General features: G+C 41.9%; 9 protein-coding genes and 1 tRNA gene. 7 read left to right on the forward strand and 3 right to left on the reverse strand.

Going from position 1 to position 13370, the window contains the following annotated elements:
- Positions 1-71 precede the first annotated feature (71 nt).
- A complete protein-coding gene (gene ppdK / locus RSJ42_RS18405) occupies positions 72-2726 on the reverse strand; it encodes a pyruvate, phosphate dikinase (RefSeq protein ID WP_410508661.1) in 2655 nt (884 codons plus the stop codon).
- Positions 2727-3545: 819 nt separating this feature from the next.
- Between ppdK and RSJ42_RS18410 the strand changes: the two genes are divergently transcribed.
- From RSJ42_RS18410 to RSJ42_RS18420, 3 genes are all read left to right on the forward strand, one after another.
- Complete coding sequence (locus tag RSJ42_RS18410) at positions 3546-3806, forward strand: Gar1/Naf1 family protein (RefSeq protein ID WP_410508662.1); 261 nt, start codon at positions 3546-3548, stop codon at positions 3804-3806.
- 190 nt (positions 3807-3996) lie between these two features.
- Positions 3997-5010: a transcription initiation factor IIB gene (locus RSJ42_RS18415; protein WP_011033712.1), complete on the forward strand. Its 1014-nt coding sequence runs from the start codon at positions 3997-3999 to the stop codon at positions 5008-5010.
- Between the two features lie 232 nt (positions 5011-5242).
- Positions 5243-5896: a LysE family transporter gene (locus RSJ42_RS18420; RefSeq protein ID WP_410508663.1), complete on the forward strand. Its 654-nt coding sequence runs from the start codon at positions 5243-5245 to the stop codon at positions 5894-5896.
- Positions 5897-5918: 22 nt separating this feature from the next.
- Here RSJ42_RS18420 and RSJ42_RS18425 read toward each other — a convergent pair whose 3' ends face one another.
- Positions 5919-6365: a hypothetical protein gene (locus RSJ42_RS18425; RefSeq protein WP_410508664.1), complete on the reverse strand. Its 447-nt coding sequence runs from the start codon at positions 6363-6365 to the stop codon at positions 5919-5921.
- 231 nt (positions 6366-6596) lie between these two features.
- Here RSJ42_RS18425 and RSJ42_RS18430 point away from each other — a divergent pair, with 231 nt between their 5' ends.
- From RSJ42_RS18430 to RSJ42_RS18440, 3 genes are all read left to right on the forward strand, one after another.
- Positions 6597-7607 (forward strand): class I SAM-dependent methyltransferase, encoded by a 1011-nt coding sequence (locus RSJ42_RS18430; RefSeq protein WP_410508665.1) that lies wholly within the window; start codon positions 6597-6599, stop codon positions 7605-7607.
- A gap of 348 nt (positions 7608-7955) precedes the next feature.
- Positions 7956-8027 (forward strand) — tRNA-Thr (locus RSJ42_RS18435).
- 361 nt (positions 8028-8388) lie between these two features.
- Positions 8389-10092: a PAS domain-containing sensor histidine kinase gene (locus tag RSJ42_RS18440; protein ID WP_410508666.1), complete on the forward strand. Its 1704-nt coding sequence runs from the start codon at positions 8389-8391 to the stop codon at positions 10090-10092.
- A 165-nt stretch (positions 10093-10257) separates the two neighbouring features.
- Here RSJ42_RS18440 and RSJ42_RS18445 read toward each other — a convergent pair whose 3' ends face one another.
- On the reverse strand, positions 10258-10719 hold the full coding sequence (locus tag RSJ42_RS18445; protein WP_410508667.1) for a peroxiredoxin: 462 nt from the start codon (positions 10717-10719) through the stop codon (positions 10258-10260).
- Positions 10720-11159: 440 nt separating this feature from the next.
- On the opposite strand from RSJ42_RS18445, the gene RSJ42_RS18450 reads away from it, so the two are divergent.
- Entirely contained in the window at positions 11160-13175 is a 2016-nt protein-coding gene (locus RSJ42_RS18450) for a PAS domain S-box protein (protein WP_410508668.1), read from the forward strand.
- The last annotated feature ends 195 nt before the right edge of the window (positions 13176-13370 follow it).

Consider the following 13370-nt stretch of genomic DNA (forward strand, 5'->3'; position numbering starts at 1 on the left):
TCAGGAAAGTTATTTTTCAAAAAAAAGGTTAGGCAGGATTTAGTCCTGCCAGAAATAAAATTACAGATTTTTTACTTTTTTGCGTCTCTCATTTCCATTGTGCTCTGAGCAGCCACGAGCCTTGCAATCGGGACTCTGTAGGGCGAGCAGCTCACATAGTCAATACCTATTTCGTGAGCGAAGGCAATGGATTTCGGCTCTCCGCCGTGTTCTCCGCAGATTCCCATTTTAAGTTTGGGTTTAACGGAGCGGCCTTTCTGTATGCCGATCTTCATGAGCTCGCCAACGCCTTCCTGGTCCAGAACTGCGAAGGGGTCGTGCTCGAGAATGCCTGCCTTCTGATAGATAGGCACGAATTTGGAAACGTCGTCCCTGCTGAACCCAAAGGTTGTCTGGGTCAGGTCGTTTGTTCCGAAGGAGAAGAAATCGGCTTCCTTAGCAATCTGGTCTGCAACAATTGTAGCTCTGGGGAGTTCGATCATTGTACCTATTTTGTAGTCGATTCTCATACCTTTTTCAGCCATTACGGCTTCTGCAGTCTTCTGGACTTCTTCTTTTGTAAGGGTGAGCTCTTTTACAAGGCCAACGAGCGGGATCATAATTTCAGGAATCACTTTCATCCCTTCGGCAGTGAGTTCACAGGCTGCCTCCATGATTGCGCGTACCTGCATATTGTAAATTTCAGGGTAGGTGATCCCGAGCCTGCATCCTCTGTGCCCGAGCATAGGGTTGAGTTCCTTAAGGGAAACCACACGCTGGATAACCTTCTTTACCTCATCGATCTTTCCGCAGTCTCCAGACGCTTCAAGTTCCCTGAGTTTTGCATCCAGCTCTTCTTTGTCCGGGAGGAATTCGTGCAGAGGCGGGTCAAGGAGCCTGATAGTAACAGGCAGGCCTTCCATACTACGGAAGATTCCAAGGAAGTCTTCTTTCTGCATTGGAAGCAGTTTCTTGAGGGCTTTCTTCCTTGATTTCTCATCTTCGGCCATGATCATTTCCCTTACTGCAGGGATCCTGTCTTCGCCAAAGAACATGTGCTCTGTCCTGCAAAGCCCGATACCTTCTGCACCAAGTTCACGTGCAAGGGCGGCATCAACCGGGTTATCGGCGTTTGTCCTGACTCCGAGAGTCCTGATCTCGTCAGCCCAGACAAGGAGCTTTTTCAGGTCTTCGTTTATTTCGGCATCGATAAGGTCTACTTTCCCGATAATGACGCTTCCCACACTTCCATCAATAGTGATGTAGTCGTGCTGTTTAATGGTGTAACCATTAACCATAAAGAGGGCGTTCTTCATATCGATTGAAATTTCTCCGCAGCCAACAACACAGGGCTTGCCCATCCCTCTGCCTACGACTGCAGCGTGAGAGGTCATCCCTCCGCGTACGGTAAGAACTCCCTGTGCAGCTGCCATCCCTCCTATGTCTTCAGGAGAGGTTTCGGTACGGACAAGAATTGTCTTTTCTCCGATCTCTGCCATCTCTTCGGCATCTTCGGCAGTGAAAACCACCTTTCCGACAGCAGCTCCAGGGGACGCGGGAAGACCCTTTGCTATTACTTCAAGTTTTGCCTTCGGGTCAATTCTCGGGTGAAGGAGAAGGTCGATATGTTCCGCATTAACCCTTTTTACAGCGGTTTCTTTATCTATTAGCCCTTCTGCCACCATGTCGGTTGCGATTTTTACAGCTGCAGCAGCTGTGCGCTTTCCTGTCCTGGTCTGCAGCATATAGAGTTTTCCTTCCTGTATGGTAAACTCTATGTCCTGCATGTCCTTGAAGTGGGCTTCAAGTTTCTGGCAGATATCCACAAGCTGGGCATAGGCTTCAGGGATCTTGTTCCCGAGAGTATCGATAAAGTCCGGAGTCCTTATACCTGCAACTACATCTTCACCCTGTGCATTGATGAGGTATTCTCCGAAAAATTTCTTTTCTCCAGTGGACGGGTTTCTCGTAAAAGCAACACCTGTACCTGAGGTGTCTCCTCTGTTACCGTAAACCATTGTCTGTACATTGACGGCTGTGCCCCAGCTGTCATCGATATTGTTAAGCTTTCTGTAAGTGATGGCTCTCTGGTTATTCCATGAATCAAAAACAGCGTTAATTGCCATCTGAAGCTGAATCTTGGGGTCCTGGGGGAACTCGAATCCCTTTTCCAGTTTGATTACTTCCTTAAATTTCTCTGCCAATTCTTTTAATGCTTTTGAATCGAGATCGGTATCGGACTTAACCCCAAGTTCCTTTTTCTTGTCATCGATCAATGAATCGAATTTTCTGAATTCAACCCCAAGCACCACGTCCCCAAACATGGCGATAAATCTTCGGTAGCAGTCGTAAGCGAATCTTTCATCATTAACTTTGTTTGCGAGCCCTATAACGGATTTGTCAGTAAGTCCCAGGTTCAAAACCGTGTCCATCATTCCTGGCATGGACACCCTTGCTCCGGACCTTACAGAAACAAGTAACGGATCTTCGGGATCTCCCAGTTTTTTGCCGTTTAATTTTTCTAATTTATCAATTGCCTGTTCTACCTGTCTGAGTACTTCTTCCGGATATTTATCTTCCTTAAGATAAAGAACACAGACTTCAGTTGTTATTGTAAAACCTGGCGGTACGGGAACTCCAAGATTTGCCATCTCGGCAAGGTTTGCACCCTTACCTCCAAGCAGGTCTTTCATACTACTTTTGCCATCAGTTACATCTTTACCAAAAAAATATACGAACTTGGACAATGATTCTCCTCCCTGGATTCGAGATCATTAATCGGAGCTAGAGTCAAGTATTTCCAGACCATAGGTCCGGTTGTTGCCAACAATAGCTATTTAATTATTATAAGCTTGTGGTTTACTTTCTATATTTTATTATCTACTCTCTTAAATTAGTTAAACTCTCTGCATGACATTTTAATTATAATTAGACAATAAAAACATTTCTAAATTTAAGGACAAATATAGTTACTAAATAACAGTATCTTAAAGTGAATTGGTAAAATTCATAAGAAACAATCATAGTTAATACTATGAATAAAATAAAACAAGAGAATTTTATTTTTCCCTTTAAGTACCGACATTTTATTTATTTTTCTTGAAGATATGCATGATAATTTACAACAGTGATATGTTGTCAAGAATAGAAAAGCCAGCCCCACAATAAATAGATTATCTTGTAGAATTTTTTTCATTATAGTATTAAGCATACTTATGCTTTCTTAAAAAGTTGGGCAATGATTCTCCTTTTCAGGCTTAACAGACCGGGATCATTACAGTTCCGTCACTGATTAATTCCCGGATATTTAATCTGATTGTTGCCCGCAGTGGCAATCTTATATATAAACTTGCGGTTTACTTCTTCTGCATTTTATACTTTACTCTTTTAAATTAGTTAAATTCTATGTATAATATACGTCTTGCGATATCTTTATATATTATGAACGTAGACTACATATGCTTTTCAGTCCATAATATATATTCTTATGGGGCTGACAGTTTATTTCCACTCGAAGCCGGGGTATTTTTGCCCTGAGTATAGAGGCATAACTATTCGTGGCTGATATGAAACGACTCGGTACCGTGCTGCACAGATCAGGTGCTAGAAACCTGATAATCAGAGGGGATGAGGTAAAACCCGATAACGTCTCAGGTAGTTTTCCTAAGTTGAATTCGGTTGTTGTTGACAAAGCTCTGAACCGGATTGGTACAATTGCCAGTGTCTTTGGACCTGTGAACCATCCATATTTTTTAGTGAAGGGCTTTAAGCGAATTCCTGAATCAGAAACTCGAGCTCTTGTTAATGAAAGAGTCTATATCCGGTGAGATCTCTGACATTCTATGAAGATTTTAATCCTTTGTCATGGTTTGACTTTAGCTCATTTATAAATTTTTCGCTAGTTAGGGCCGCGAGTTTTCTTGTCCCTTCTTTTATATATATATCGTAATTTATATCGTGCAGGCTTGAAATTCAGGGATAAACATATGGTCATGTTAATTTGTAAGGTGATATAATATGGTAGAAGTCGAAAGAGTTCGCTATTCGGACACTCTTGAAAGGGAAAAAATACGTGCCATGATTAAAGCTCGCAAAGAAAAACAAAAGGAGCAAACTGTTGAGAATGAAAAGGCCGTGTGTCCAGAATGCGGTAGCAGAAACCTAGTCCACGATTATGAGAGGGCTGAGCTCGTGTGTGGTGACTGCGGACTTGTCATTGACGCCGACTTTGTGGATGAAGGACCGGAATGGCGAGCTTTCGATCACGATCAGCGCATGAAGCGTTCCCGTGTGGGTGCGCCCATGACATATACAATACACGACAAAGGGCTTTCCACGATGATTGACTGGAGGAACCGTGACTCCTATGGAAAGTCTATCTCCTCCAAAAACCGTGCACAGCTCTATCGTTTAAGAAAATGGCAGCGTAGAATCCGTGTAAGTAACGCAACTGAAAGAAACCTGGCTTTTGCGCTTTCCGAACTGGACCGAATGGCTTCTGCTCTCGGTCTTCCGAGAACTGTCAGGGAAACCGCTGCAGTGGTCTACAGAAAAGCCGTGGACAAAAACCTTATCCGCGGGAGGAGCATTGAAGGCGTAGCAGCCGCAGCTCTTTATGCAGCCTGCCGCCAGTGCAGTGTTCCGAGAACTCTTGATGAGATCGAAGAGGTTTCCAGGGTAAGCAGGAAGGAAATCGGAAGGACCTACCGTTTCATTTCCAGAGAACTTGCCTTAAAGCTCATGCCTACCTCTCCAATTGACTACGTCCCAAGGTTCTGCTCAGGGCTTAACCTGAAAGGAGAGGTCCAGTCAAAGAGCGTTGAGATCCTCAGGCAGGCTTCTGAAAAAGAACTCACAAGCGGAAGAGGCCCTACCGGAGTTGCCGCAGCTGCAATTTATATTGCATCAATTCTTTGCGGAGAACGGAGAACTCAGCGGGAAGTTGCAGATGTTGCCGGTGTAACTGAAGTTACCATCAGGAACAGATATAAAGAGCTTGCAGAAGAACTGGATATAGAGATTATTCTCTAATTCTTTCTTCTTTTTAATTCAACCAGTCTGATTTAAGGTTTTTCAGGCAGGTAAGGGTTTAAATGTACCCTTTTTTTCTTCCTTTTCTTTAGAATTATCCTTCCTTTAGAATTATCCTTCATTTAGAGCTATCTTTCCTAGCTGTGCTTACATCCTGTTTACAGGGTTCTCTCCTTTTTTGAAAATGTGAATTTATACATACTATGCTAATTTATAAAATCTTCAGATTATAGTGCTGATAATCGAGATCTTTGGAGCCTTTCTTCTGGGCTTCACCATCGGGTTTACTGGTGCACTGGTTCCCGGACCCATGCTTTTTGCAACTATAGAACTCTCTCTAAAAAGAGGCTGGCTTGCAGGCCCTGAGATTTTTCTCGGGCACATGCTTGTTGAGCTTATGCTTTTTATTCTAATTCTTTTTGGATTTACTTCTTTTATCAGCAGCAGTGCGGTTTCATCTATTTCTGTTATTGGTGGATTTGCCCTTACAGTCTTCGGACTTCTTACGGTAAAGGATGCAAAAAATGCTGCTTCTGCAGGTATTTCTCAGGGGACTCCAGGTTTGAAATTAACTTCAAATCCAATAGCATCAGGTCTCATAACCTCGGTTTCTAACCCTTACTTCTGGATCTGGTGGCTTACTGCGGGCAGCGCACTTGTGCTCAGGGAGCACGAACTGGGGATTTTCATCTCACTGGCTTATATCGTCGGGCACTGGACAGCAGACCTTAGCTGGTTTACTGCAGTATCCGGGTCCTTCAGCCGCGGAAAAGCCCTGCTTTCCGAAAATGCACACAGGTTTATCCTCTACGCATGCGGGATATTTCTAATTTCTTTTGGGTTCTATTTCATGCTCAACTCCAGCAATGCGGCTCAATTATTTTGATAATGATTCTTTATTATGACCGTTATGTCAGCATTCCTTTCCGTTTTAAGCTTTTTTGAAGCTTTTCCCGCTTGCTCAACACTGAAAACAGGTAAACTCCTCCGCTGAAAGTCGACAGGAATAAAACTACAAGAATCTTCATGTTCTTAACCGTCTTCCAGCTCCATCTGTTAGCTACGAACAGGGAGCTTAGAGCCAGAGTGACAAGCCCGAGAGGGCCGTGAATAAATACTGCCGCAGGAGCTTTTCCTGTGAGTATGAGCCTTGTCGCGGAGTACCCCATATACAGCAAAGACAGGGCTCCAATCATATATCCTGCAGTATTTATTTTCCCGTGCTTTGGAATTCCATCTTTTTTTAAGCGGCTTTTCTTCAGTGCAGCAATTCCGATTATATAGGTCAGCAGGGTTGAAACCTGCAATTTAAGCGAGATTTTTCTTATCCTGTTGATACCGGATCCCATTCTCAATTTCAGCACCCCTTTAGTCAGTTTGTTTCCTGGCTTTAGTTAACCGTCTTTATGTGAAATAAGATTCAGGATTAAAGATTCCTTTGGAAACAGAGTTCCTTAAATCTCTTCTCTGCAGAAAATCTTTTTCCGAACCAGGAGAACCGGAAGGTTGGATTTACTGGTGGAACCGAAGAATGGGATAGTTTAATAATGGAGGATACCCTTAGGACTCCGAAAGGTCGATTTTTCATGAAAAGGAAGTGCATAAAAGTCCCCAAGAAAAAAGGAGAACCTGCGAGAAGGGTACTCCTTGGTCTTGATATTTTTGACAATTCTTTAAAGATTGGCTCGGATGAAACCTTTCTATATCTCCCTCTCTCAAGGGAACCTGTCTCTGAAGAGCTGAAGGATCTGCCGCTGGACTCTGAAATGGCGGAGTTCGATTTTGAACCCATTGAAAAAAAGCCTGCCCCTGAAGACCTTCTAGGCTTCAGTCCCGCTTACGAAGTCGTAGGGGATATTGCCCTTCTGGAAGACGAGAACCTGGACGCAGAAACCGCTTTAAAGATTGCCGATGCCCTCCTTCGGACGCAGCCAAACATAAAATCCGTGGTCAAGCCGCTTACTCCTGTAATCGGAGAGTTCAGGGTACGGGAATTTGAAGTAATAGCAGGCGAGCCCAGGACAGAAACTATTCATAGGGAGTACGGCTGCCGCTACAAAATAGACCTTTCAAAAGCTTATTTTACCCCCCGCCTTTCTACGGAGCGCTCAAGAATCCTCTCCAGGGTTAAGGACGGTGATACGGTTGTTGATATGTTTGCCGGAGTCGGTCCTTACAGTATCCTGCTCGCAAAAAGCAAAAAACCTTCAAAAGTTGTGGCAATAGACAAAAACCCGGATGCTGTGCGCTACCTTAAAGAAAATATTTCCCTTAATTCCGCAAAAAACATTGAAGCAATAGAAGGCGATGCCAGAGAAGAGGCAAAAAGGTTCGCAGGAACTGCTGACCATGTAATCATGAACCTGCCCCATAGTGCTTACGAGTTTCTTGATTCTGCTGTCCTTCTTACTAAATCCGGAGGGATAATCTATTATTACGGAATAACTCCTGAAGATGACCTGTTTGAAAGCTCTATCGGACTTATCCGGGAAGCTGCGGAAAAAGCAGGAAGAAAGGTCGAGGTTCTGGAAACAAGAGTTGTCCGTTCATACGCTCCCCATCAATACAATATCTGCATAGAGGCAAAGATTCTTTAATATTTTTTTCTTTGATGGGGTTTTAAGTTCTGGAACATGAGGTTCCTGCGCGCCTGCACTTCTATGGGCGCGGGAGTGTATAACTAAAAATTCTCTTTAACTAAAAAATCTCTTTGCAGGCTGAAAAAAGAAATTACGGGATCAAAATTAAGAGCTATGCGTGAAAGAAATAATGATTAAAATTGAACTTAAATAAAACAAGATAGATAAAACAGGAGAGTAAAGAAGTAACCTGCAACATTTGTTTTAGCTAATAACTATCCTTTTTCAGGGCAGAAATATATTTAACGAGCGAAATAGTTAAATTCTTGATTGCTATTTTAAGTCTGCTTATTCTTTACTCCATGCGCCGTCGTGGCTTAGCGGTATAGCGGCTGATTCGTAATCAGCAGGTCGAGGGTTCAAATCCCCCCGACGGCTCTAATTCTTTTCTGGTTCAATGTTTTTTAAGGATTATAAGGATATGCAAGAGCTTTTCTACTGGAATCTTTCATCAGATCTTGCTCAATCTGGTGAACATGGCGCTTACCAGATTTGATATCTATTTTTTGATATGCATGCAATAAGGTTATGATTGTTATACCAGTGGTTAACAAAAATATATTTATAGGTATAACATCCAACCTGTTATCTAAAGAAAAATTATAAAAGCGTTTCTTGAATATCACCGGCTCCCTGTTTGCATTATTTGTGTGTAACGTTTCAGGATGCTCGATTTGAAATTCATGTACCAATGGAAACTATGCAGGTTTTCTGCAGAAACAGCGATCGGGGATCTCTTATGACAGAAAAAATATTTGAGTTAAATCCAGGTGAACTTAAGTTATATTCCTCAGGGAAGGATAGTTTCTTGCGCAATAACCCATGTAACTCCGGTGAGACCTCCACGCATAATAGTAAGAAAAATTTTTTCCCGGCAAATGAAGATCTGCATGGGTCCTTTAAGGAAAACTTCATGGCTCACGATATAACCGGAAGGAAGTCAGATGAAGAGGAACTGAAAAGGAAAGAAATGCAACTCTGTACTGCCCAGAGAATCGCGCATATAGGAAGCTGGGAAATTGATCTAAGTTCCGGAAAAGTGGACTTTTCTGAAGAAGCAAGAAGAATATGCGGGCTCGAAGAGGGGCAGCTCACCCTTAGCAGAATACGAAACTTACCATTGCCAAAATACCTTCCGGTGATGGAAAAAGCACTGAAGGATCTTGTGGAAAGAAACCTGCCTTGCGATGTGCAATTCGAAATAATAAGAGAAAACGATAGTAGTATCCGTATTATACACTCTATGGCTGAATACGATGTCCGGAGAAATGTGGTCATAGGGACAGTCCAGGACATTACCGAAAAAAAACAATCAGAAGAAACTCTGGTCAAAGAAGCTCGCTTATGGCGTGTCGTTATAGAGCATTCGCGGAACGGGATAGTTATTCTTGACCAGAACGGCAAGGTTTTCAAATCGAACCCGAAATATGCCGAGATGCTTGGCTATTCACTTGAGGAAATACATACGCTCCACATGTGGGACTGGGATGTTAATTATACACGTGAGCAAATGCTCCAGCTGGTCCGGATGGGTGACAGTAAAGGAATTCTTCACGAAACGCGCCATCGCCGCAAGGATGGTACGGTTTTTGATGTTGAAATCAATTCAAATTCAGTCATGTTTGGAAATCAGAATTTGGTTTTTTGCATATGCAGGGATATTACCGAGCGTAAAAAGGCTGAAGAAGAATTGCTAAATCTCAAAATGGCTGCAGAGGCTGCTAATAAATGTAAAGATGAATTCCTGGCCGCTATGAGCCACGATCTGAGAACGCCCCTGAACTCGATCATAGGTTTTTCGGATATATTGCTTGAAGGGATGTTTGGCAGCCTGAATGAAAAACAGACATCTTATATAAATAACATTTCAAAGGGCGGGAAACACCTCTTAAATTTAATTAACAATATCCTTGATCTCTCAAAGATCGAAGCCGGTAAAATGGAACTTGACTGTGAGCCATTCTACCTTTCCCAGGCTATCGATGAAATTAAAGCGGCAATAGAGCCCCTTGCAATAAAAAAGAATATTCATCTGGATGTCAAGGTAGACTCTCAGCCTGGAATGGTCTGTGCAGATAAAACAAGGTTCAAACAGATCCTCTACAATCTTACGAGCAATGCCATCAAATTCACTCCGGAAAAAGGGAGCGTGGCAATCGAAGCATGGAATTCCGGGAGCTCTGTCCAGATAAGGGTAAGCGACACGGGTGCAGGAATTTCAGAAGCAGATATGAGCAAGCTCTTCCAGCCATTTAAACAGTTGAATTCGCATCACAAACGCGAATACGAGGGAACAGGGCTTGGGCTCGTCCTTGTCAAAAATTTTGTCGAGATGCACGGCGGTACTATCTGGGTTAAAAGCAAACCTGGAGAAGGCAGTACATTTGTATTTACAATCCCATCTGATCAGAAATACAACAAAAGATCCTTAATTAAGAATTAGATCCTTAACTAAGAATTAGTAGAATATTGCTTCTGCCTGTACAGCTGATCTGTAATCAGCAGGCAGAAAGTTCAAACTCCAGCTGGAGTTTTTGCTTTTCTGGTTCCAGCCTCTTTCAGGAATTGCCACAAATTAAATGCTTAAAAGCTTTCTTTTTAGAATTACTTATTTTCTAAGGATCTCTGTGATCTCTTTTATATCAGGAAGTTCATGTCCCGGATATTTCTTGAAGAAGATTACTCTCTGGTTTTCGTCAATAATTATATTGGCTCTTTCGGAGACGCCTTCTTTTTCCTTGAATATTCCGTACGCTCTGGCAACCTCCCCATGCGGCCAGAAATCCGAGAGGAATTTTATATGAGTAACTCCAAGTTCCCTTGCCCAGGCTTTTTTTGAAGGAATCGGGTCCACACTTATGCCAAGAGGCACTGTATTCAGCTCAGTAAAAAGCTCATGGTTTTCCTCAAGTGATTTCATTTGCTGCGCGCAGACCTGAGTCCAGGCAAGTGGATGAAAAGACAGGAGGACTTTCTTTCCTTTCAGGTCATAAAGATGCATTTCTTCTCTCTTCTGGTCCCTTAACCGGAAGTCCTGGATGGTTTCCCCTACTCTTATTTCTTCTGTCATATTTTTCCCCAATTTAATATTAGTTTATCTATTTAAGTTATTGATGGCTTTAAATTCAAACTTAATGGCTTTAAATGCAAACATTTCTAACTTTTGTATCTCACTATCCTGAATTATTTTAACTTTGTCCCATCAGTCTGTCCGCCGCCCACGTTTTTTAAATCAACCAGTTATTGAATTCTCCCCTTAACGCGGATATGCAGTTCGAAGTTTGGCTCGTAATCGTTAATTTAGTAACAGAACTGTGCAGTGTATAAATATAAATTTATAAAAAACATAGGATTAAGGAGAATATATTTCGTTCCCTACAAAGTCTGAAATCCTGTTTATTGATAATTGGGTTTCCAGAGTTTACCGGCGATTTGACCTGAGAGTTTCAAGAGCTTATCCTTATCCTTTACTTAAAGCAGGAACCTGATGAGCGGGAGAAAAGGGCGTGTATGGCAAATAATCAGCAAACTTCAAGACTGGCAGGTAAGGGGATTAAAAAACTACAGGTTAAAGGTAGCAAGTCCTGCAATAAGGCTCCTGCACGCATAAATGAAGGATCTGATGAAGGACCGGAAAAACCGGCAGTTAAGGTCGATTACCGGCTTCTTAAGAGCATAACCGATACAATGGTCAATCCCATTTCTTATAAAGATAAAAACGGGGTATTTATCGGTATCAATAAAAGTTATGCTGATCATATTTTCGGTCTTCCAGAAGAAGAGATCATAGGGCATACTTTGCCTGGAATATGTACGGAGTTTGCAGAGTCATTTAATAAAAGGTCTACGGAAAGTAGAATAAGCTTTACGGATATTTGCAGAGAATGGGACCAATCAGATATGGAACTTTTGAGATCCGGAGAAAATGAAACTCATGAACAGGAAGTAACGCTTGCAAATGGTACCACTGGAGTGTTTCTTGTAAATAAGTCTGTCATTAAAAATGAAAACAGGGAAGTTCTCGGGCTTGTTACGGTTCTTCAGGAAATTACGGAACTTAGATTGTCAGAAAAAGCTCTGGAGGAAAGTGAAGAACGATATAGAATCGTTACCGAACAGACAGGGCAGTTTTTATACGATAATAATCTTGAAAAAAATAAGCTTTCTCTTGCGGGGGCTGTTGAGGAGGTCTTCGGGTACAGCAAACAGGAAGCCATGAAATTTGATCTGGGCGACTGGATTAAGCACATTCATCCTGGGGATAGGGAGTATGTGTTTAATAGATTCATGCAAGCAAGAAGAACCGGTGGAAGGGACCGTGTGGAATACAGGCTCAGAAAAAAAGATGGAACTTACATCGACGTCGAGGACACCGGGACTTACCTGTTAAACCATAACGGTGAGGTTTACAGGGTTCTTGGTGTGGTCAAGGATATTACGGAACAGAAACTTATCCGCAAGCAGTTAGAAGAAAGTGAAGAAAAATACCGCTCATTTATACAGAACTTCAAAGGAATAGCTTTCCAGCTGGACGAAAACCTCAATCCTGAATTTGTTCATGGGGCTGTTGAAGAGATTACCGGATACAGTGAAGAAGATTTTATGTCCAATCGGATTTCCTGGAAGGATATGGTTCATCCTGATGACCAGTCTGCTATACTTAAAAAGATAATGAGGATAAAAAATTCTCCATATGCCTATAACACTGAGTTTGAGTACAGAATCAAGCGTAAAGATGGAAGAGTAATACGGGTAAGTGAGTTATACCAAAAAATTCCGGGAAAAGATGGAAAACCAGACAAATTCCAGGGTGCAGTTTACGATATTACCGAAAAAAAAGATGCAGAAGAAGCCCTTACTGAGATGAAAGAAGCTCGCATAAAAGAAATCCATCACAGGATTAAAAATAACCTTCAGGTGATTTCCTCTCTGCTGGATCTGCAGGCTGAAAAGTTTGAAGACGAGATTGTCAGAGAAGCTTTCAGGGAAAGCCAGAACCGGATTATATCAATGGCTCTTATCCACGAAGAACTTTATCAGGAAAAAGGCACAACAACCCTGAATTTTGCAGCATATGTCCAGAAGTTAAGTGACAATCTCTTTAAAACTTACAGGCTTGATCATCCCGGAGTGAGTCTCCTAACAAACCTTCAGGAAGATATTTTTCTTGATGTGGATACGGCAGTTCCTCTGGGAATTGTTATCAATGAGCTTGTTTCAAATTCGCTTAAACATGCATTCCCCGGAAAGAAAAGTGGCGAAATCCAGATTCGGTTGAGTTCCAGGAAAGAAAGCGAAAACAGGCCTGACATAATTGAGCATAAACGATTAGAAGGGCCTGGTCTTTGTGTTGTAGTCTCTGACAACGGGATAGGTATTTCCGAGAATGTTGATATGGAAAATCCCGATACACTGGGCCTTCAACTGGTAAGTGCACTGATAGACCAGCTGGACGGAGAGCTTGAGCTTAAAAAGGATAAAGGAACTGAATTCATAATACGGATCAGTAAAAAAGAAGATTTCTGAATACTAGTTTTACAATTCTTCATTTGATTATGATTGTATCAGGTTTTCTGCAAGGCAGTTTTTAAAAAATTTTTTCTCTATTTTATCCGGCACTGTAACTGCTATTCTAACTGTAACTGCTATTCCGTATCCAAATTATTTCTAATGTGCTTTATAAGCACAATATAATATAAATAATATAAAATTAGTAGTTCC

The sequence above is a fragment of the Methanosarcina hadiensis genome (assembly GCF_046529725.1).
Lineage (GTDB): Archaea > Halobacteriota > Methanosarcinia > Methanosarcinales > Methanosarcinaceae > Methanosarcina > Methanosarcina hadiensis.

What these genes read in the sequence shown, in the direction of transcription:
- RSJ42_RS18410 (WP_410508662.1), top strand. Translation starts at nt 3,546, where the DNA reads ATGAAACGACTCGGTACCGTGCTGCACAGATCAGGTGCTAGAAACCTG.
- RSJ42_RS18415 (WP_011033712.1), top strand. Translation starts at nt 3,997, where the DNA reads ATGGTAGAAGTCGAAAGAGTTCGCTATTCGGACACTCTTGAAAGGGAA.
- RSJ42_RS18430 (WP_410508665.1), top strand. Translation starts at nt 6,597, where the DNA reads ATGAAAAGGAAGTGCATAAAAGTCCCCAAGAAAAAAGGAGAACCTGCG.
- RSJ42_RS18440 (WP_410508666.1), top strand. Translation starts at nt 8,389, where the DNA reads ATGACAGAAAAAATATTTGAGTTAAATCCAGGTGAACTTAAGTTATAT.
- RSJ42_RS18445 (WP_410508667.1), bottom strand. Translation starts at nt 10,719, where the DNA reads ATGACAGAAGAAATAAGAGTAGGGGAAACCATCCAGGACTTCCGGTTA.
- RSJ42_RS18450 (WP_410508668.1), top strand. Translation starts at nt 11,160, where the DNA reads ATGGCAAATAATCAGCAAACTTCAAGACTGGCAGGTAAGGGGATTAAA.